This window comes from Streptomyces sp. Ac-502 (genome assembly GCF_045222935.1).
Lineage (GTDB): Bacteria > Actinomycetota > Actinomycetes > Streptomycetales > Streptomycetaceae > Streptomyces > Streptomyces monomycini.
Genome location: NZ_JBHFFO010000001.1, coordinates 2,281,275 through 2,299,897, shown reverse-complemented (window position 1 = coordinate 2,299,897; position 18,623 = coordinate 2,281,275). Strand labels below are relative to the sequence as shown.

Below are 18,623 nucleotides of genomic sequence, written 5' to 3'. Positions count from 1 at the left end.
CGGCGCCGGGGCCAACGTCCCCGCGTGCGGGACGTAAGCCCCGGGTTCCGGGCCGTGGGGCGGGCACACCCAGGGTGCCGGAACCCGATCGCGGCACCGAAGGGAAGACCCGTACGATGCCCCTGCCCCACACCCCGGCCGACGCCCCTGCCGGCGCCTCGGCCGATGCCCCCGCCGACGCCTCGCCCGGCGCTTCGCCCGGCGCCCCGACCGACAAGTGCGTCCGCGCCCTGCGGATGCGGCTGCCGACCGGCCCGCAGGCCCCCCGCCTGGCCCGGGAGTCGGTCTGCGCCGTCCTGGACCCCGACCGCTACGCGCTCGGCGACGGCCGGACCTGCCTGTCCGAGGTGGTCGCCAACGCCGTACGGCACTCCACCGCGCCCGAGATCCCGCTGATGCTGATCGGGGAGGCGGACGGCAGCCTCTTCGCGGCGGTCCGGGACACCGCCCGTACGGTGCCGATGGCCACCGGCACCGCGGACGAACCGCTGGCCGAGGACGGCCGCGGCCTGGAACTCCTGGGGGCCCTCGCGGACGGCTGGGGCTTCGACCGGACGTGCTCCGGGAAGTGGGTGTGGTTCCGTGTGCGCCACCCGCGCACGGCCGCGGCCGGCGGGCAGGTGACCGCGTGATGAGCGACCTCGCGCCCGTACGGGACAGACCCGCGACCGGATCGGCCGGGCTGCCCCGGCTGGAGGACGCCGGAGCCGTCACCCCGCAGGACGCCCGTGAGGTGTCCCAGATCTTCTTCGAGCGGCTGGCCGGGCTGCCCGAGGGCGATCCCGCCCACCGGTACGCGCGGGACTGCCTGGTGGAGATGAACCTGTCCTTGGTGCACTACGCGGTCCGCAGGTTCCGCAGCCGTGCCGAGGAGACCGAGGACATGGTGCAGGTGGGGACCATCGGGCTGATCAAGGCGATCGACCGGTTCGACCTCGCGCGCGGGGCGCCGTTCAGCGCTTTCGCCGTGCCGTACATCGTCGGGGAGATCAAACGGTACTTCCGGGACACCAGCTGGGCCGTCCATGTGCCGCGCCGGCTCCAGGAACTCCGCATCGACCTGGCCAGGGCCCGGGAGAAACTCGCGCACGACCTGAATCGCGCGCCCACCACCACGGAGCTGGCCCGGCACCTCGACATGGACCAGGAAGAGGTCATCGAGGGGCTGTACGCCGGCAACGGGTATTCCGCCGATTCCCTCGACGCCCCGCCGGAGGACGGTGACGCGCATTCCGCGGGCGGGACGCTCGCTGCATACCTGGGGAGTGAGGATCCCGCCCTGGAAAAGGCGGAGAACGTGCAGGCGCTCAAACCGCTGCTGGACGGTCTCGAAGAACGGGAACGGCGGATTCTGCATCTGCGGTTCGGCGCCGAACTCACCCAGACGGAGATCGGCAAGGAGCTCGGAATCTCCCAGATGCAGGTGTCCCGGCTGCTGACCCGCGTTCTCGCGAGGCTGCGGGAGGGAATGCTGGAAGCGAACTGAGAGATACCGGCCGGCGACGAGTCCCCACGTGCTTCGGCCCGCCTCCTGCTCCGGGCAGGAGGCGGGCCGACGTGCGTCCTCAGGCTGCTCGCCGGTACTCGGCGTCGTGCGCGCGGAGCAGGCGACGGGCCTCGCGGAGGGCGGCGGCGGGGTCGCGGTGGCCGGTGTAGACGCCGAGGGTGTAGGACACGTCCTCCAGACGGCACTGTCTTTCGCGTACCGGGAAGCCGTCCCCGGTGAGGCGCTGGTGTTCGTGGACGAGGTCCCGCAGTACGTCGTAATTGATCAGTCGCATGGTGTGCCCTTCGCAGCGCGGTGGGGATTCGGAAGCTGCTTTTCCAGTGCCCCGGGGAGAAGGCGAGCGGCGGGACTTTGTTCCCGGATGCGCGGGACCTTTTTCTGCCCGGTGCAGTCGAACGGCACCTTTTCCTGCCGCTGCCGCAATTCTTCGTCAAGGTCCGCATGACCGGCAGACGCACCGGACAAGACAAGGTGTGGCAATCGCCGTCGACGGCTGGTTCTGCCGATCCCGGAGCGCGGACGGAAGGGGTGCACGTGCGGGAGGAGAAAACGGCGCCGCCCGGGTGCCGGGCGGGCGCCGCGCACGCGGTGTCGGGGCTGGCGCGGATCCGCGACGGGCCCTGGGCGGTCCGGTGGCTGGTCGCCGTCCGGGCCGCCGTGGCGGCGGCACTGGCCTGGCAGCTGTGCCGCAGCATGTGGGAGACACCGCAGCCGGGCCCGGCGGTCGTCGCCGCGCTGCTGGTCGTCCACCCGACGGTCTTCCGCTCGTGCACGGCGGGGCTCCAGTACGCGGCCGGGTGCACGCTCGGCGCCCTGATCGCCCTGCCCGCGGCGATCCTCGTGGGACCGACGTGGCTGAGCATGAGCGCCGTCCTGCTGCTGTCCCTGCTGGCCGCCGGGAACGGACGCCTCGGCGCACACGGGCTGCACGTACCGATCACCGCGGTGTTCGTCCTCCTGCTCGGTCCTGGCCACGCCGGACAGATCCTGCCGCACCTGCTGGAGATCGGGGTGGGCATCGCCGTCGCGGTGCTCTTCAACGCCCTGCTCCCACCGCCGCTGCGGCTGCGGGCCGCGGAGTCCGCTCTCGACCGCCTCCGGGACGAACTGGCCGGCGTGCTGAACGGCATGGCCACCGCCGCACGGGAAGCGCGGCATCCCGACGACGTCCTCGACGCACAGTGGCCCGCCCGCGTCGCGGACACCGCTGCCAGGGCCCGCAGCGCCCTCGGTCAGGCGCACGAGAGCTTGCGCTGGAACGTTCGCGCGCGGAACCGGAACGCCGTCTGGCACCTGGACCACGAGGTCCTGAAAAGCCTGGAGCGTGTGGCGTACGACGCGGAGGCCTGCGTCGGCGCGCTCGACGCACTCGCGGCGGAGCGCCCTGCCGCGTCGGAACACCTGGCCGCTGCGGAGGCCGGTCCGGGCGCGGCGGCACGGCCGGACGCGTGGGACCGGGAGTTCCGGGCCGGCTGCGCCCGGCTGCTGACCTGCCTCGCCCTGTGCGTCCGCGGCTGCCGGGGCGGCAGCCCGCACCCGGTGCTGCCCGCGACCCGCCGGGTGTGGCGGGAACTGGCCGAGCGTTGCGGCGACCGGCACGACAGCCTGGACGTCCGGATGGCCGAGTACCGACTCCTGATGCTTCTCGACCGGGCCCTGTACGACGTGGCGGGCGGCCGCCGCCGCACGGCGCGTCCGGCGCACAGTCGTACCGCCCACACCACCACTGAACTCGCCATCACCACCAGGGACGAAGCCCATGTCCAAGCAGCCGCCGAACGCCGCTGAGCGCCCTGCCGGGGGAGCGCGGCACCGGTTCACCGCCCTGCTGCCGCGCGCGCTGTCCGGCCTCGCCTTCGTACTGATCGTGCTGGCCGTCGTGGCGGTGTCGACCGGTGCGCCGGAGTCCCGTCGGCTCGCGGCCGGACCGGTGTCCGAAGCGGCGATGTGCACGGTACTGGCCGCCGCACCGGTGGCCCTCGTATGCAGCGCGGTTCGACGGCGGCGACAGCGTGCGCTGGACCGGGCCGACACCTCGGCAGCGACCGCGCAGCGGGTCCTGCTGCGGCCGCTGCCCGGGCGGATCGGGGACCTGCGGCTGCGCGGTACGTACCTTCCGGCGCGGACCGCGCCCCGCAGCGGCGGCGACCTCTACGACGCGGTACGCAGCCCGTACGGCACCCGCCTGCTCATCGGCGACGTGCGGGCCAAGGGGATGCTCGCGGTGCAGGCGTCGGCGCTGCTGCTGCGCTCCTTCCGCGAAGCGGCGTACGAGGAGGAGCAGTTGACGGAGGTGGCCCGGCGGCTGGAGCGCGACGCGCGGCAGCACATCGCGCGGCTGCCGGGTGCCGAGACGCCTGAACGGTTCGCCACCGCCCTGCTGGTGGAGATCCCCGAGGGGCCGGTGGCCCGGGTGGTCCACTGCGGGCACCCCGAGCCCCTGCTCGTTGCCGAGGGCCGGGTCCGCCCCTGCCCGCCGGAGCGGCCCGGCGCCCCGGTCGGCATGGCCGATCTGGCGGGGGCCGGGCACACGGTCCAGACGCTGCGGTTCCGGGCGGGGGAGCGGCTGGTGCTGCTCACCGACGGGTTCACCGAGGCCCGGGACGCGGCGGGGCGCTTCCACCCGTTCGCCGAGCGGGTCGCCGAACGGGCCGCCGCGCCGCTGGACGACCTGGTGGACGGGCTCGGCGCGGATCTGGTCCGGCACACGGGCGGGGACCTGCGGGACGATGCCGCGCTGCTGGTCGTCGAGCGCGTAGCCGCGTAGCCGGTCCGCCGGCCGTGTACCGCCTAGTCGCCCGTCACCCCGTCACCCCGTCGATCCGCTCCCGCAGCAGATCCGCGTGTCCGTTGTGCCGCGCGTACTCCTCGATCATGTGGATGTACACCCACCGGAGGCTGATGACCCGGCCGTCCGCCATGGTGAACGTGTCGTCCAGGGCGCGGTGTGCCACGGCCTGGTCGGCGGCGGCGCACTCGGCGCGCAGCACCGCGAACGCCTCCTCGGCACCGGCGGTGTCGAGGTTCTCGAAGTCGCTGTCCGGCTGCTCGTCGGTGAAGTAGAGATCGCCGATCTTCTGGCCCGCGACGCGGGTCCGGAACCACGAGCGCTCCACCTCCGCCATGTGCCGGACCAGACCGAGCAGCGTCAGGTTCGACGGCTCGGCGCTCGCCCGGACGAGCTGTTCCGGGGTGAGCCCGGCGCACTTGGTCAGCAGGGTGTCACGGTGCCGGTCCAGCCAGCCCTGGAGCATGCTGCGTTCATCCGCCACGTACGGCTCGGTACGGCGGTCCACCTCGGGTGCGATCCATGTCATGCGGGAGAGTGTCGCCCGGCAAGATCGAATGCGCCACACGTTAAAACCGTGCCTGCCCCGGAAAACCGTGACATTCCCGAGACTTCGCGACAGTGGCGGCTCCAGGCTCCCGCGACAGCCGCGGATCCGGAACTTCGTCAAGTCAGCGGCCGCAGAGCGGGTCGTACGGTACGTCGGGCAGCAGCTCCCGCCAGCGTGCGGGCCCGGTCCTGCCGACCAGCGGGCAGATGCGCCCGGCCACCCGGCGCGCGTCCAGGTCCCACAGGCGTACGGAGCCGTCCGCGCCGGTACTGGCGAGGGTCCTGCCGTCCGGCGCGTAGGCCACCGACCACACCACGTCGGTGTGGCCGGTGAGCGTGGCGGCCTGCGTACGGGCGGCGGTGTCCCAGACGCGTACGGTGCCGTCGAACCCGACCGTGGCCAACTGCCGCCCGCGCGGCGCGAACGCGATGTCGCGCACCGACCCGGTGTGGCCGCGCAGTACTCCTGTGGCGCGGTGCCGCCGCAGGTCCCACAGGCGCACCGTGCGGTCGTTGCCCGCCGAGGCGAGCACGTGCCCGTCCGCGCTGAAGGCCACCGCCCACACCGCACCCGTGTGTCCGCGCAGGACGGCGACCGGGCGGCGCGTGGCGGCGTCCCACAGCCGTACCGTGCGGTCGTCGCTCGCGCTGGCCAGCAGCCGCCCGTCCGGGCTGAACGCCACGCCGTTGACGAAGTCGTCGTGCTGGGTCAGGACGGCCGAGCCGCCCCGCGCCAGGTCCCACAGCCGTACCGTGCCGTCCTCGCTGGCTCCCGCCACCTGCCGCCCGCCGGGGAGAACGCGACCGCGAACACCGCCCCGCGCGCCCCGGTCAGGACGCGTTCGAGTGCGCCGCTCGCCGCGTCCCACAGCCGTACGGTCCCGTCGGCCCCGGCGGTCGCGAACGTACGGCCGTCCCGGCTGTAGGCCAGTCCCCGCACCGGGCCGTGGTGGCCGCCCAGCGGCGGCCCCAGCTGCGTACGGGACCGTACGTCCCATCGCTGGACCGAGCCGTCGGTGCCCGCGGCGGCCAGTCGCCGCCCGTCGGGCGCGAAGGCGACGGCGGACCGGCCGGACACCGGCCGGGCGGTCAGCGCCGCGCCGGACGGGTTCCACAGGGCGAGGGTGCGGTCGAAGCTGCCGGTGGCCAGGGTGCGGCCGTCCGGGGCGAAGGCGACGGTGAGCACGTAGTCGCTGTGCCCGGTGAAGGCGGCGACGGTACGGCGGGTGGCGACCTCCCACAGGCGCGCGGAGCCGTCGCCGGAGGCGGACGCGAGGGTGTCGCCGTCGGGGCTGAACGCGAGCGCGTTGATGTCGTCGTTGTGGCCGGTGAGCCGCCCCGTGACGGTCATGTCGCGGGTGTCGTACAGCGTCACCGTGCGGTCCGTGCCGCCGACGGCGAGTGTCGCGCTGTCCGGGCTGAAGGCCACGGCGACGACTCCGCTGCCGTGCCCGGCGCGGTCGGCCAGGACGGTGGGGGAGGCGGGGCGGTCGGCGCCGGACAGGGCGCTGCCGGGCGCGGAAGCGGTCAGGGAGCGCGGCAGCCGCCACACCCGGACCCGGCCGTTGGCGTCGCCGCGGGCCAGCAGGCGCCCGTCCGGGGTGAACGCCACCTTGCCGCTCGCGCCGCCTCCGAGGCCGGGCAGGCGGGCCGTCCGCCGCATGTCGGGCGCGTTCCACAGGGTCACGCTGCCGTTGGGGCCGGTGGCGGCGAGGACTTGTGTACGGGCTGGTCGGGAAGTGGCGGGTGTGCCGGATGCGCCGGATGTTCTGGGTGCGCTGCCCGTGCCGGTCGTGCCGGTCGTGCCGGTCGTACCGGTCGTACTGGCCGTGCCGGCCGCCTCACCCCCTACGCCAGGACCGGCCGGCGCGAAGGCCACCTCCCCGCCCGCGCCCGTGCCGGGCCCGGTGGTGACCGGGGCCCGGCGGCCGGTGTCCCGTACCCGTACCGAGCCGTCCGCGGTGCCCGCCGCGAGCAGCCGGCCGTCCGGGCTGAAGGCGACACCGCGGATCCGCTTCCCGCCCGCGCGGATCGCGGTGCCCAGCGGGCGGCGGGTACGGGGATCCCAGAGCCGTACCGTGCCGTCCGACGCCCCGCCCGCCAGTAGGCCCCCGTCCGGGCTGAACGCGACGGCGTTGACCGGTCCCTGATGCCCCGTCAGGCGGCCCGCGAACGGTCGCGCCTGGGTGCTCAGCAGCGCGCTGCGGGAGGCGGGGGACGGGCGCAGCCGGTACGCCTCGGCGGCGAGCAGTATGGCCGCCTCGGGCTGCCCGGCGGCCACCTGGCCCGAGCGGGCGGCCAGTTCACCGGCGTACGCGTCGAGGCGGCCGGTCTCCGCCGTACGCCACTGCTGGACCGCCAGTACCCCGGCGCACACGGCGAGGACGAGCAGTACGGCCAGGGTGCCCGCGAGCCTGCGGCGGCGGCGCACCCGGCGGCGTCCGGCCCGGGCCGCGGCCGCCTCGCGTTCCTGCGACGCTTGCAAGAACTCCTCCTCCAGCGGGCTGAGTCCGGCGTCCTCACCCCGCTGCCCGGCCCATTCGCGGGCCACCGCCAGCCGGGTGCCCCGGTACAGCCCCGCGGCCTCCCGCCCCTCCCGCTTCCACGCCCCGGCCGCCTCCGAGAGCCGCTGGTGGACGACGAGCCCGGCGCGGTCGGCCCGGATCCAGCCGCGCAGCCTCGGCCAGGCCCGCAGCAGCGCCTCGTGGGTGATCTCCACGGTGTCCGCGTCCAGGGTCAGCAGGCGGGCGCGTACGAAGACGTCGATCACGGCGGCGATCTTCTCCGGGTCCGGCAGGTGCTCCAGCAGACGCTCGCGCGGCACCCGGCGACGGGTCTCGCCCGCGATCTCGCCGACCTGCACCAGCCGCAGCAGCACCTGTCGCGCCGCCCGCCGCTCGGCCGGGTCCAGGGCGGCGTGCACCTGCTCGGCGGTGGTGGCGACGGCGCCGTGCAGGCCGCCGGTCAGGCGGTATCCGGCGACGGTGAGGGTGCGGCCGGTGCGCTGCTGCCAGGTGCCGAGCAGGGCGTGCGCCAGCAGGGGCAGCGTGCCGCCGGCCACCGGGCCGTCGTCCTCGTGGATGCCCAGGTCGGACAGGAGCAGCTCTTCGAGGCCCGGTTCCAGCTCCAGCGCGGCCTCCCGGGCGGGCCGCACGATCGCCGCGCGCACCTCCGGTACGGACATGGGCCGCAGCGCGAAGATCCCGGCGGACAGGGCCGGGGCGAGCGGCGGGTGGTCCAGGCACTGGCCGTAGAAGTCGGCGCGTACGCAGAGGATCACGGCGCAGGGGGCGTCCCGCGCGGCCGCGCAGAGCGCCGCGATGAACGCGCGCCGCTCACGCGGGTCCTCGCAGGCGGTGAAGACCTCCTCGAACTGGTCGACGACGAGGACCAGGCGCGGGCAGGCGCCGAGGGCGGCGCGGACGGCGGCGGGGCATTGTTCGGGGGCGTCGGCCAGGGTTTCGGCGACGGTCGCGGTGGACACCGTGGTGGCCTCGGCCCCCAGCCCGGCCAGCGCCCCGGCCAGCCCGGTGAGCGGATGCGCGCCGGGCGTCAGCACGCGCACCGCCCAGTGCCGGGAGCCGGGCAGGGCGCCGGCGCGCAGGGCGGGCAGCAGACCGGCCCTGAGCAGGGAGGACTTCCCGGCGCCGGAAGGGGCTGCCACGACGAGCGGGCCCGCGGCCGCCAGGCGTTCGGCGAGGCGGCCGACCAGGGCGGCGGTGGCGCGTTCCCGGCCGAAGAACCAGGGGGCGTCCTCAGCGGTGTAGGCGGCCAGTCCCGGGTACGGGCAGCGGTCGCCGGGCGTGCGGGCGGACAGCAGCCGGGTGAGCGTGCCGTCCGCGGCCAGCGCCGTGTCACAGCGGCGGGCGACGTCGCCGGTCGGCGGCTTCTCGCCGTTCTCGATCTTGCTGAGATAACCCTTGCTGTAGTGCACCAGCTGCGCCAGGGTCCGGAGGGAGACCTCCCGCTCCCGCCGCAGCCGCCGCAGCGCGTCCCCGAACTCCTCCGGCATACAGGCCCCCACGCCTCGTGCGGGCGGCCGGGCGCCCGGGCCGCCCGCACCGCGCCGGTGATGTTACGCACGGGGGTTCCGGTCGGGCCGGGGAAGGCGGAAGAAGCACTGAAAGGGGTGAAACGGGGTGCGTCGCGCGCGGGCGCACGGCGCACGCCACGGAGAACGCTCCCCATGGCGCGCTCAGCCGATCCCGTCGCTGGAGGGTGTTGACCTGCGAACTCGGCCCGGATAGCTTCGCTCTACGGATTGTTGATTCCGTACAGCGGAAAAGTGAAGAGACGCCTACGCGGTGGGCGCGAGCACAGGGAGGGTGCCGGATGGGGCAGCACGAGACGGTGGCGACGAGTCTCGCGGACACCGTACGCGAGGAGATCGGAGCCGCTCTCGCGGAGGTCGACGCGGACCTCGCGCGGCGCTACCCGGGCGACCCCGGCACCCGGCAGCCGGTCCACACGGTCTACGTCCCCGGCGACGTGTTCACCGCCGGCACCGTCCGCGACTGGGGTGCCGCCGCCCTCGCCGCGCTCGACGAGCACGCCCCGGACGCGGAGGCGTTCGCGGGTGTCCTCGGCATCCCCGGAGACCTCGCCGAGCCCGTGTACGAGCGGGTGCGGGCCAAGCTGGAACGCGAGCCCGTCGAGGATCTGCGCATCGACTTCGAGGACGGCTACGGCGCCCGCCCGGACGCCGAGGAGGACGCGGCCGCCGCCCGTGCCGCCGCCCTCGTCGCGGCCGCCTACCAGGACGGCACCGCCGCGCCCTCCATGGGCATCCGCATGAAGTGCCTGGAGGCCGCCGTCCGCGACCGCGGCATCCGCACCCTGGACATCTTCCTCACCGGCCTGATGGCGGCCGGCGGCCTCCCGGACGGCCTGGTGCTGACCCTGCCCAAGGTCGGCTACCCGGAACAGGTCACCGCGATGGCGCGGCTGCTGGCGGCGTTCGAGAAGACCCACGGCCTGCCGTCCGGCCGGCTCGGGTTCGAGATCCAGATCGAGACCACCCAGTCCATCCTGGGAGCCGACGGCCGCGCCACCGTCGCCCGCCTGATCGAGGCCGCCGAGGGCCGGGCCACCTCCCTGCACTACGGCACCTTCGACTACAGCGCCTCCTGCGGCGTCAGCGCCGCCCACCAGGCGCTGGACCACCCGGTGGCCGACCACGCCAAGGCCGTGATGCAGGTCGCCGCCGCGGGCACCGGCGTCCGCCTCTCCGACGGCTCGACCAACGTCCTCCCGGTGGGCGCGACCACCCAGGTCCACGACGCCTGGCGGCTGCACCACGGTCTGGTGCGCCGCTCGCTGGCCCGCGCGTACTACCAGGGCTGGGACATGCACCCCGCGCACCTGCCCACCCGTTACGCCGCCGTCTACACCTTCTACCGCGAGGGTCTGGAGCAGGCCGCGGCCCGGCTCGCCGTGTACGTGGCCAAGGCGGGCGGCGACGTGATGGACGAGCCCGCGACCGCCAAGGCGCTCAGCGGCTACCTGCTGCGCGGCCTGGACTGCGGCGCCGTCGACATCGCCGAGGTCGCCCGCCTGACCGGGCTCACCCGCGCCGACCTCGACGGTCTCGCCGGCCGGCCGGCGCCGAACGCCTGACGGCTCCGCGGGGGCCGGGCCTCATCAGCGGCGTACGAAACCGTCGTACGCCGCTCAGGTGTGTCCGGACCCCGACCATCCGCGGGCAAAAACAACAAAGGCAAGGAGTCTCGCACTCCTTGCCACTCTTAACTTATAGCGCACAGGGGGCTTGCGGCAAGGCCCCGGTCGTACCGCAGAATCCCTGGCCTAGGCCAGAACCCGCGGACCTGGGGGATACGCGAAGTGCGTGTGTTCTTGCCGGTGTACGGGGTGCGCGAGGTGCGGTCCGCCGCCCGGCAGACCTCCGCGGGTGCGGCCCAGGATCGGAGCTGACACCATGAATTCCCTGACCACCACCAGCGTGTTCGCCCTCCCCGCCCGCCTCGCCGCCAAGGCCGACCCGCAGCTGACGGCGGCCGACGAGCGGCACTTCGCGGCCATAGCGGAGAGCCTGGAAGCGACCATCGGCGAACTGTCCGCCCGCCTCGACGCCGAACTCAAGGCCCCTGGCGGCACCGGCCGGCAGGCGATGGACCGCGACGCCGAGGTTCACCGGCTGACCGCGCGCCTGCGCACCCTGCGCCGCTTCGGCCTCGACCTGTGCCTCGGCCGCATGGTCGGCGAGGACGGCCGCGAACCCGTGTACGTCGGACGGCTCGGCCTCACCGACAGCGCGGGCCGCCGGCTGCTGGTCGACTGGCGCTCCCCGGCGGCCGAACCGTTCTTCGGAGCCACCCACGCCGACCCGATGGGCCTGACGAGCCGCCGCCGGTACCGCTGGACCCGCGGCCGGATCAGCGACTACTGGGACGAGGTCTTCACCGCCGACGGGCTCGAAGGGCACGCCGCGCTCGACGACCACTCCGCCTTCGTCGCCAGCCTGGGCAGCAACCGTTCGGCCCGGATGCGCGACGTGCTCGGCACCATCCAGGCCGACCAGGACGCCATCATCCGGGCGGGCTCCCGCGGCGCCCTCGTCGTCGACGGCGGCCCGGGCACCGGCAAGACCGTCGTCGCCCTGCATCGCTCCGCCTACCTCCTCTACTCCGACCCCCGCCTAGGGCACCGCCGCGGCGGCGTGCTGTTCGTCGGCCCCCACCAGCCCTACCTGTCGTACGTCGCCGACGTCCTCCCCAGCCTCGGGGAGGAGGGCGTACAGACCTGCACCCTGCGCGACCTCGTAGCCGAAGGCGCCGCGGCGACAGTCGAGACCGACCCGCAGGCGGCAGCGCTGAAGGCGTCCGCGCGCATGGTGCAGGCGATCGAGACGGCCGTCAGGTTCTACGAGGAGCCGCCCGCCGAGGGCATGACGGTCTCGACTCCGTGGGCCGACGTACGGCTGACCGCCGACGACTGGGCCGAGGCGTTCGAGGCACCGGAACCAGGCACCCCGCACAACGAGGCACGCGAGCAGATATGGGAGGAACTGCTCACGATCCTGACGGACAAGCACGGCGGCGAGGCCCCGCCCGACCAGCTCCGTGCGGCGCTCCAGCACGACAAAGAGCTGCTGAGGGCCCTCTACCGCGCCTGGCCCCTGCTCGAAGCCACCGACCTCGTCTCGGACCTGTGGACGGTCCCCGCCTACCTTCGGCTGTGCGCTCCCTGGCTCGGCCGCGACGACATCCGTACCCTGCAACGCGCGGACGCCCAGGCCTGGACGGTCTCCGACCTGCCGCTCCTGGACGCGGCACGGCAGCGGCTCGGCGACCCGGAAGCGTCGTTGCGCGCACGCCGGCACGCCGCCGCCCTGGCCGCCCAGCGCGAGACCATGGCGCAGGTCGTCGACAACCTGATCGGGGCCGCGGCCGCCTCCGGCGCCGACGGTGACGACGGCGAAGGGCTGGTGGTGATGTTGCGCGGCGAGGACGCCCAGGTCAGCCTGGTCGACGAGACCGCTCTGCCCACCGCCGAACCGGACCTGCTCGCCGGCCCGTTCGCGCACGTCGTCGTCGACGAGGCCCAGGAACTGACCGACGCGGAATGGCAGATGCTGCTGCTCCGCTGCCCGTCCCGGAGCTTCACCATCGTCGGCGACCGCGCCCAGGCCCGGCACGGATTCACCGAGTCCTGGCAGGAACGGCTCGCGCGGATCGGACTGGACCGGATCGACGTGGCCTCCCTGAACATCAACTACCGCACACCGGAAGAGGTGATGACGGAGGCGGAACCCGTCATCCGGGCCGCCCTCCCCGACGCCAACGTCCCCACCTCCATCCGCGGCACCGGCATCCCCGTCACCCACGCCCCCGTCACGGACCGCGACGCGATCCTCGACGCCTGGCTCACCACCCACGACGACGGCATCGCCTGCGTCATCGGCGACCCCTCCTTCCCGGCCACACCCCGCGTCCGGTCGCTGACCCCGGAGCTGGCGAAGGGGCTGGAGTTCGACCTGGTGGTCCTCGTCGACCCGGAGAAGTTCGGCGAGGGCGTCCAGGGAGCGGTGGACCGGTACGTGGCGATGTCCCGGGCGACGCAGCGGCTGGTCATTCTGCGGAGTTCGGCCGTTTGACTTCCCCAGAATGGCCAGGGGCCCTGTCGGAATCATCTCCGACAGGGCCCCGTCACCTCAGGTCTCTTTCTTTCCCAGCGCTACGGACTTGTTGCTTCCGGCTCGATCGCGCCATCGGCCTCCAGCATCAACAGAGAGCTGTCGATGGCGTAGCGGAGAAAGGATCGTGCGTCGCCCCGGTCGGCCTTTTCGAGGAGTATCGGGAGGAACTCGGCATCCGGATAACCGGCCACCTTTTCATCTCTTGTCGCCCATACCTGAGACCAGATGGCGATGTTCATCTCGTTGCAGGCTTTGGCGTACTGAGTCCCCTGAGCGGCGTCCTGGAGGAGGGCGTCACGCGTGAAGATCCCCATGCGGTGCCCCAAAGCCAGCAGGAAAATCTCCCGGGAGTCCGAGTTCAGGATCTCCAGGATTCGTCTTCTGATGTTCATTGCTCCATGGCCCAGTACTCTTCGTCCGTCGTCGGCTGGCGTTTACCGTAGGATTCTCGCGGCAATGAGTCGGCGTCGTATCCTCGCGACTTGAGGACCGTGACTCTGGTGTTTCCGTCCAAGATTGTTCCGTCCGGCTTCACAGTCAACGGTCGTCTCGCCTGCGGGTACAAGGAGGCGACGATGTCCTCGGTCTTCTGCTTGCGCCAGTGATCCAGCGAGGCTTTGTCGAGCGAACCGGTGTGCGGCAGAATCAGCGGCGGATCGCACGGTTAGGCATTGTGCACCAGAACCGGGGTCCGGCCTGCCACGGCCATGGCGGCGATACGCGCCGCGCGGTTGGCGGCGTTGGCCGCGCTGATGGCGTGCTGGGCTGCCGCGGCAGCTCCGCGGGCGGCGTCGGCGGCCTGCTTGGCCTTGACGGCCGCGCGCGGTGAACTGCCCGATCTCCAGGAACTCGGCGATGTCCTCCGCCGTGCCCCGCAGGGCGGCCTTCCCGGCGGCCTTGACGGCCGGACCGCCGGAGTTGATCAGCGCCGAGACCTCGACCTCGTTGTCCTGCCGCAGCGGCGCCTGCCAACCGTCTTGCAGGAAGGTACTCAGCGGCTCGGGGTTGTCCCGCTTGCCGGCCTTGAGGGCGGTCTTGGCCGCCTCACGGACCGCTGGGCCCCCGGCGCCGATCATCCGGCTGGCCACGACGTGGTTGTCGTCGTACGCCAGGCTGCCCTTCTCGGCGAAGAACCTGTCGACGTCCTCGTCCGAGCCGGTCAGCGCCTGCTCGGCCGCCGCCTTGACGCCGGCACCGCCGACTGTCCAGTAGTTGAGGACCAGGCTGCGTGTGCGTGCCGCGTCGCCGGGATCGGCGGATTCGGCCGCGATGGCTGGTCCGGCTCCCAGGAGCCCTGCCACCAGAGAGGCGAACAGGAGCGTGGCGCAGGTGCCACGCCGGAACGTGTCCTTCCCGGGGCGGGGTCTGCCGGTGAAATGCCGTGCGGTGCTGATCGGTAACGGTCTCCGCTTCACCCGGACAACCCTTTCTTGATGTCCCATCAGTTCGGGTACGCCGGGTACACGGCTCTCCCCTTCCGGGCAGCCTGGCCGTAGCGCTGGTGAGGAGAGCGAGAACGGCCGCGTGTCCGGCGGTCGGCGAGTGCGCGACAGGAGTGCTTCACGTGCTGTGCGAGCTTCATGTGAACTCTGCCGAGATGAGGCCACAAAGGCTACATGTGCTCGACTTCGGCGCACGGGGGTGAGCTGCCGTCCAGCGCGGTTCCGGAGGGGCTGCGGACGCTGTCCCGTACTTCAAAACCACTGATCAGCACCCTCGTCGGCAGGGTGTTCCGGTGGCGGCGGGAGGCGGGCCGACGGGCCGCGCCGCAGCTGGCTACTTCGCCAACTGCGGCCGCCGCGGCCCGTCGTCGCGGACGCTTCGCGCGGGCCGGGCGTTGTACGGAGATCGGCTGATTGCCGTGGTACCGCCGGGCGCGCTTGTATGCGCGTATCCCGCACGGGCGGGGTGGTGGAGGCCAGGGGGAGACATGGTGAAGCGGGTACGTACGGGGCTGAGAGCGGTTGTCGCGGTGGCTTGTGCGGGTGGGGTGTTGCTGCCGGGGCAGGTGGCGCTGGCGGATGGTGGCGAGGCGGAATCCACCGTCGCCCGGGTGAGTACGGCGGCGGACGGCGGCGAGTTGGACGGGCCGTCGCACATCGCCTCGATCAGTGCGGGTGGCCGGTATGTCGTCTTCTGGACCGGTGCGCCACTGCTGGGCGGCGGGGGCGACCACACCCACGTGCCGGCGGTCAAGGATCTGCGGACCGGGCGCGTCGAGCGGATACCGGGCGCCCGTCGTGACGACGGGGCGGGCATCGACAACACCCCGCGCATCAGTGCCGACGGGCGCTTCGTCGCGTACTCCACCGGGACCGTGGGGAATCGGTCCGCCCACCTCCACGACCGCCGGACCGGCCGGACCGCTCACCTGACCCCGCCGCCCGGTTCACCGGCCGCCGGAGGGACCGGTGAGGTCACGTCGCTGAGCGCGGACGGCCGTTCGGTCGCCTTCCGGGCCATCGGTCCGGCTCCGGGAGGCCCGGTGCTCGATTACGTCCAGGACACGGTCACCGGGCGGATGGAGTTGGTCACCCCCAGGGCGCCGGGGGAGAACGCGACTTACGGTGTCGTCCGGGGGTCTCGCTCAGCGGTACGGGGCGATGGGTCGCGTACGTGCTCGACGAGGCGGAGGGCACCGGGCAGGACCTCTTCGTCCGGGACCGCCGGACCGGTGCCGCGCGCCAGGCCGACGTGGACCCGGACGGCACACCGATGGCCGACCGGGCCCTGAGGCTGGGGGAGTTGAGTGACAACGGGCGCGCCGTGACGTTCAGCGCGCGCGTCCGCCGGGCGCCGGTCCGGTCGGAGCCGCCCGGTTCGTACGGCTATGTGCGTGACCTGCGGGACGGGCGCACGCGACAGCTGGGACGGGAGCGCGGCTTCCCCGCCGCGGTCAGCGGCGACGGGCGGCGCGTGCTGGAGAACTACGACGGCAAGCTCACCCTGCACGACCTGCGCACCGGCGAGCAGCACCTGGTCGCGGCCGGCTGGCTGAACCACTCCGGCCCGCACGCGCTGAGCCGGGACGGCCGGAGCGTGGTCTTCGGCTCGGTCGCGCCGGATCTGGTGCCGGGGGACACCAATGGGACGTACGACGTGTTCGTGCGGAGGTTCGGGGCCGGCGCGTAGTAGCGGGTGTGCTGCAACAGGGGGCGGCGTGGCAGGGCGTGCCGTGGTACGGGGTGTTCCGGCCGGGGCGTGGCGCTCAGCCGTCGGCGGGCGGGGGCAGTTCGCCCGAGCCGCGCGGGACGAGGCGGGTGGGGATCTCCTCGCGCTGCGGCGGGATTCCGGCGCCTTCCAGGCGGCGGAAGAGCATCGTGGCGGCGGTACGGCCCAGGCGCGCGGCGTCCTGCGCCACGACCGTGATCGCGGGGGACACCAGATCGGCCAGCTCGAAGTCGTCGAAGCCCACCAGGGCGACCGGGCGCGGGCGTTCGGCGAGCACCCGCACCGCGGTGACCGTGACCCGGTTGTTGCCCGCGAACAGCGCGGTGACCGGGCGCGGCCCGTCCAGCATGGCGGTGGCCGCGAACCGTACCCGGTCGGGCGCGGTCGACCCGAGGGAGACCCACGACTCGTCGACGGCCAGCCCGGCCTCGGCCATCGCCGTACGGTAGCCGCGCAGCCGCTCCCCGGCGGTGTGGATGCGCGGCTGGTCGCCTATGAAGCCGATCCGGCGGTGGCCGTGCGCGATCAGGTGCGCGACCGCGGCGCGGGCGCCGCCGAAGCTGTCGGAGAGCACCGTGTCCGCCTCGATCCGGCCCGCCGGGCGGTCCACGAAGACGGTGGCCACCCCCGCCGCGATCTCCGGCTCCAGATAGCGGTGGTCGTCGGCGGCCGGGATGATCACCAGACCGTCCACCCGGCGCGCGCACAGCGCCAGCACCAGCTCCTGCTCGCGCGCCGGGTCCTCGGCGCTGGACCCGTTGATCAGCAGCGCGCCGTGGTCCCTGGCGACCTCCTCGACGGCGCGGCTGAGCGGCCCGTAGAACGGGTCGGCGAGGTCCTCCAGGACCAGGCCGATGCTGGCGGTGCGGCCCTTGCGCAGGATGCGCGCGGAGTCGTTGCGGCGGAAGCCGAGGGCGGTGATGGCGTCCTGGACGCGGCGCTCGGTCTCGGGGGTGACGCCGGGCTCGCCGTTGACCACCCGGGAGACCGTCTTCAGGCCGACGCCGGCCCGGGCCGCGACGTCCTTCATCGTGGGCCGGCTGCCGTAGCGGCGGGAGGTGCCCCGGGCGGTGTCGGTCACGTGCGCGGTCCTGATTCTGTCGGCGGTGGGTGGTGGCGGCGGGAGCGGCGGTGGGGCGGCCCCGAGGGGGCCACGGCTCCGCTGCTCGTTCCGGCTGTTGCTGGAGAGACGGGCGGGACGGGTGTGGCGGTTCCCCCTCCGGTACGCCGATGATGGCGGTGACGGTGTCCGGAGGGCCGGTGCGTGCGGCCGACCGGGCGGGACCGTCCGGCGGCACCGCACGACGACGTGCGGCACGGCGTCGAGCATAACCTCTGGACAACGTTGTCAATCAGCACGAGACTGGCGTTCCCCTGCCGGGTCCACGCACCCCGGCCCAGGCGCCCCACCAGGAGATTCGACACCGATGCAGACGGACCTGAGCGCAGCGCTGGACATCGGCGGCACCAAGATCGCCGGCGCGCTGGTGGACGAGCACGGCAGGCTGCTCGTCCGTACCACCCGGCCCACGACCGCCGACCGGGACGGCGCGACCGTCCTGCGCGCCCTGGCCGAGGTGGTGGGCGAGCTGACCGCACACCCCGAGTGGGCCAGGGTGGCCGCCGTCGGCATCGGCAGCGCGGGGCCGGTGGACGCCCGGCGTGGCACGGTCAGCCCGGTCAACATCCCTGGCTGGCGGGACTTCCCGGTCGTCGCCGAAGTGCAGGACCTGGTCGGTGCGCGCCCCGTCGTCCTGGTGGGCGACGGCGTGGCCATGACCGCCGCCGAACACTGGCAGGGCGCCGCCCGCGGGTACGCGAACGCCCTGTGCATGGTGGTCTCCACCGGGGTCGGCGGGGGCCTGGTCCTGAACGGCCGGCTGCACCCGGGCCCCACCGGGAACGCCGGTCACATCGGCCACATCAGCGTCGACCTCGACGGCGACCCCTGCCCGTGCGGCGCCCGCGGCTGCGTCGAACGCATCGCCAGCGGCCCGAACATCGCCCGCCGTGCCCTCGAACGCGGCTGGCGGCCGGGCCCCGACGGCGCCACCACCGCGGCCGCCGTGGCCGCCGCGGCCCGGGCGGGTGACCCGGTGGCCCGTCACTCGTTCGAGCGGGCCGCCCAGGCCCTGGCCGCCGGCGTCGCGGCCACCGCCGCGCTCGTCGAGATCGAGATCGTGGTCGTCGGCGGCGGCGTCGCGGGCGCCGGGGACCTCCTCTTCGTCCCCTTGCGCCGCGCCCTGCGCGACTACGCCACGCTCTCCTTCGTCCGTGGCGTCACGGTCGTACCGGCCCAGACGGGCACGGACGCCGGCGTGGTGGGCGCCGCGGCCGCCGCCGCACAACAGTCCCGTCTCGATGCCTTCGCCCCGACCGCCTGAGAGGGAGTGCGGCGCCCCACGGCCCTCTAGGCTGGTGCCGACCATGACAGGGGACGAGTGGGGCGAACG

Annotated in this window: 16 protein-coding genes; 9 read left to right on the top strand and 7 right to left on the bottom strand. The window is 73.7% G+C overall.

Annotated elements, in window-relative coordinates:
- Positions 1-116 precede the first annotated feature (116 nt).
- Both ACEXOX_RS10280 and ACEXOX_RS10275 read left to right on the top strand, forming a co-directional pair.
- Positions 117-632: an ATP-binding protein gene (locus ACEXOX_RS10280; protein WP_406520067.1), complete on the top strand. Its 516-nt coding sequence runs from the start codon at positions 117-119 to the stop codon at positions 630-632.
- Positions 632-1,486 (top strand): RNA polymerase sigma factor SigF, encoded by an 855-nt coding sequence (locus ACEXOX_RS10275; RefSeq protein ID WP_406520066.1) that lies wholly within the window; start codon positions 632-634, stop codon positions 1,484-1,486. Before ACEXOX_RS10280 ends, ACEXOX_RS10275 begins: the two co-directional genes overlap by 1 nt.
- Before the next feature lie 79 nt (positions 1,487-1,565).
- Here the strand turns inward: ACEXOX_RS10275 and ACEXOX_RS10270 are convergent, their stop codons facing one another.
- Positions 1,566-1,781 (bottom strand): DUF5133 domain-containing protein, encoded by a 216-nt coding sequence (locus ACEXOX_RS10270; protein WP_406520065.1) that lies wholly within the window; start codon positions 1,779-1,781, stop codon positions 1,566-1,568.
- Between the two features lie 260 nt (positions 1,782-2,041).
- On the opposite strand from ACEXOX_RS10270, the gene ACEXOX_RS10265 reads away from it, so the two are divergent.
- Positions 2,042-3,295: an FUSC family protein gene (locus tag ACEXOX_RS10265; RefSeq protein ID WP_406520063.1), complete on the top strand. Its 1,254-nt coding sequence runs from the start codon at positions 2,042-2,044 to the stop codon at positions 3,293-3,295.
- Positions 3,267-4,274 carry a PP2C family protein-serine/threonine phosphatase gene (locus ACEXOX_RS10260; protein WP_406520062.1) on the top strand — a complete coding sequence of 336 codons (1,008 nt, stop codon included), beginning with the start codon at positions 3,267-3,269 and terminating at the stop codon, positions 4,272-4,274. Before ACEXOX_RS10265 ends, ACEXOX_RS10260 begins: the two co-directional genes overlap by 29 nt.
- 34 nt (positions 4,275-4,308) lie before the next feature.
- On the opposite strand, the gene ACEXOX_RS10255 is transcribed toward ACEXOX_RS10260, so the two are convergent.
- From ACEXOX_RS10255 to ACEXOX_RS10245, 3 genes are all read right to left on the bottom strand, one after another.
- Complete coding sequence (locus ACEXOX_RS10255) at positions 4,309-4,824, bottom strand: DinB family protein (RefSeq protein ID WP_406520061.1); 516 nt, start codon at positions 4,822-4,824, stop codon at positions 4,309-4,311.
- A 142-nt stretch (positions 4,825-4,966) separates the two neighbouring features.
- Positions 4,967-5,623 carry a WD40 repeat domain-containing protein gene (locus ACEXOX_RS10250; protein ID WP_406520060.1) on the bottom strand — a complete coding sequence of 219 codons (657 nt, stop codon included), beginning with the start codon at positions 5,621-5,623 and terminating at the stop codon, positions 4,967-4,969.
- Complete coding sequence (locus ACEXOX_RS10245) at positions 5,554-8,856, bottom strand: helix-turn-helix domain-containing protein (RefSeq protein WP_406520059.1); 3,303 nt, start codon at positions 8,854-8,856, stop codon at positions 5,554-5,556. The genes ACEXOX_RS10250 and ACEXOX_RS10245 overlap by 70 nt, the downstream gene beginning before the upstream one ends.
- A 320-nt stretch (positions 8,857-9,176) precedes the next feature.
- On the opposite strand from ACEXOX_RS10245, the gene ACEXOX_RS10240 reads away from it, so the two are divergent.
- Together ACEXOX_RS10240 and helR are read left to right on the top strand one after the other, a co-directional pair.
- Positions 9,177-10,460, top strand: a complete 1,284-nt coding sequence (locus tag ACEXOX_RS10240) for a DUF6986 family protein (protein WP_406520058.1) — start codon at positions 9,177-9,179, stop codon at positions 10,458-10,460.
- Positions 10,461-10,779: 319 nt separating this feature from the next.
- Positions 10,780-12,957, top strand: coding sequence for an RNA polymerase recycling motor ATPase HelR (gene helR, locus ACEXOX_RS10235; RefSeq protein ID WP_406520057.1), 2,178 nt, complete (start codon positions 10,780-10,782; stop codon positions 12,955-12,957).
- A gap of 80 nt (positions 12,958-13,037) precedes the next feature.
- On the opposite strand, the gene ACEXOX_RS10230 is transcribed toward helR, so the two are convergent.
- Together ACEXOX_RS10230 and ACEXOX_RS10225 are read right to left on the bottom strand one after the other, a co-directional pair.
- Positions 13,038-13,391 (bottom strand): hypothetical protein, encoded by a 354-nt coding sequence (locus tag ACEXOX_RS10230; protein ID WP_406520056.1) that lies wholly within the window; start codon positions 13,389-13,391, stop codon positions 13,038-13,040.
- 42 nt (positions 13,392-13,433) lie between these two features.
- A complete protein-coding gene (locus ACEXOX_RS10225) occupies positions 13,434-14,300 on the bottom strand; it encodes an ALF repeat-containing protein (protein ID WP_406520055.1) in 867 nt (288 codons plus the stop codon).
- A gap of 692 nt (positions 14,301-14,992) precedes the next feature.
- Between ACEXOX_RS10225 and ACEXOX_RS10220 the strand changes: the two genes are divergently transcribed.
- Both ACEXOX_RS10220 and ACEXOX_RS10215 read left to right on the top strand, forming a co-directional pair.
- Entirely contained in the window at positions 14,993-15,733 is a 741-nt protein-coding gene (locus tag ACEXOX_RS10220; RefSeq protein WP_406520054.1) for a TolB family protein, read from the top strand.
- A gap of 11 nt (positions 15,734-15,744) precedes the next feature.
- Positions 15,745-16,131, top strand: coding sequence for a hypothetical protein (locus tag ACEXOX_RS10215; protein WP_406520053.1), 387 nt, complete (start codon positions 15,745-15,747; stop codon positions 16,129-16,131).
- Between the two features lie 76 nt (positions 16,132-16,207).
- Here ACEXOX_RS10215 and ACEXOX_RS10210 read toward each other — a convergent pair whose 3' ends face one another.
- Positions 16,208-17,251 carry a LacI family DNA-binding transcriptional regulator gene (locus ACEXOX_RS10210; protein ID WP_406520051.1) on the bottom strand — a complete coding sequence of 348 codons (1,044 nt, stop codon included), beginning with the start codon at positions 17,249-17,251 and terminating at the stop codon, positions 16,208-16,210.
- A gap of 346 nt (positions 17,252-17,597) precedes the next feature.
- Between ACEXOX_RS10210 and ACEXOX_RS10205 the strand changes: the two genes are divergently transcribed.
- On the top strand, positions 17,598-18,554 hold the full coding sequence (locus ACEXOX_RS10205; RefSeq protein ID WP_406520050.1) for an ROK family protein: 957 nt from the start codon (positions 17,598-17,600) through the stop codon (positions 18,552-18,554).
- Positions 18,555-18,623 lie beyond the last annotated feature (69 nt).

What these genes read in the sequence shown, in the direction of transcription:
- ACEXOX_RS10280 (WP_406520067.1), top strand. Translation starts at nt 117, where the DNA reads ATGCCCCTGCCCCACACCCCGGCCGACGCCCCTGCCGGCGCCTCGGCC.
- ACEXOX_RS10275 (WP_406520066.1), top strand. Translation starts at nt 632, where the DNA reads ATGAGCGACCTCGCGCCCGTACGGGACAGACCCGCGACCGGATCGGCC.
- ACEXOX_RS10270 (WP_406520065.1), bottom strand. Translation starts at nt 1,781, where the DNA reads ATGCGACTGATCAATTACGACGTACTGCGGGACCTCGTCCACGAACAC.
- ACEXOX_RS10260 (WP_406520062.1), top strand. Translation starts at nt 3,267, where the DNA reads ATGTCCAAGCAGCCGCCGAACGCCGCTGAGCGCCCTGCCGGGGGAGCG.
- ACEXOX_RS10255 (WP_406520061.1), bottom strand. Translation starts at nt 4,824, where the DNA reads ATGACATGGATCGCACCCGAGGTGGACCGCCGTACCGAGCCGTACGTG.
- ACEXOX_RS10245 (WP_406520059.1), bottom strand. Translation starts at nt 8,856, where the DNA reads ATGCCGGAGGAGTTCGGGGACGCGCTGCGGCGGCTGCGGCGGGAGCGG.
- ACEXOX_RS10240 (WP_406520058.1), top strand. Translation starts at nt 9,177, where the DNA reads ATGGGGCAGCACGAGACGGTGGCGACGAGTCTCGCGGACACCGTACGC.
- helR (WP_406520057.1), top strand. Translation starts at nt 10,780, where the DNA reads ATGAATTCCCTGACCACCACCAGCGTGTTCGCCCTCCCCGCCCGCCTC.
- ACEXOX_RS10230 (WP_406520056.1), bottom strand. Translation starts at nt 13,391, where the DNA reads ATGAACATCAGAAGACGAATCCTGGAGATCCTGAACTCGGACTCCCGG.
- ACEXOX_RS10205 (WP_406520050.1), top strand. Translation starts at nt 17,598, where the DNA reads ATGCAGACGGACCTGAGCGCAGCGCTGGACATCGGCGGCACCAAGATC.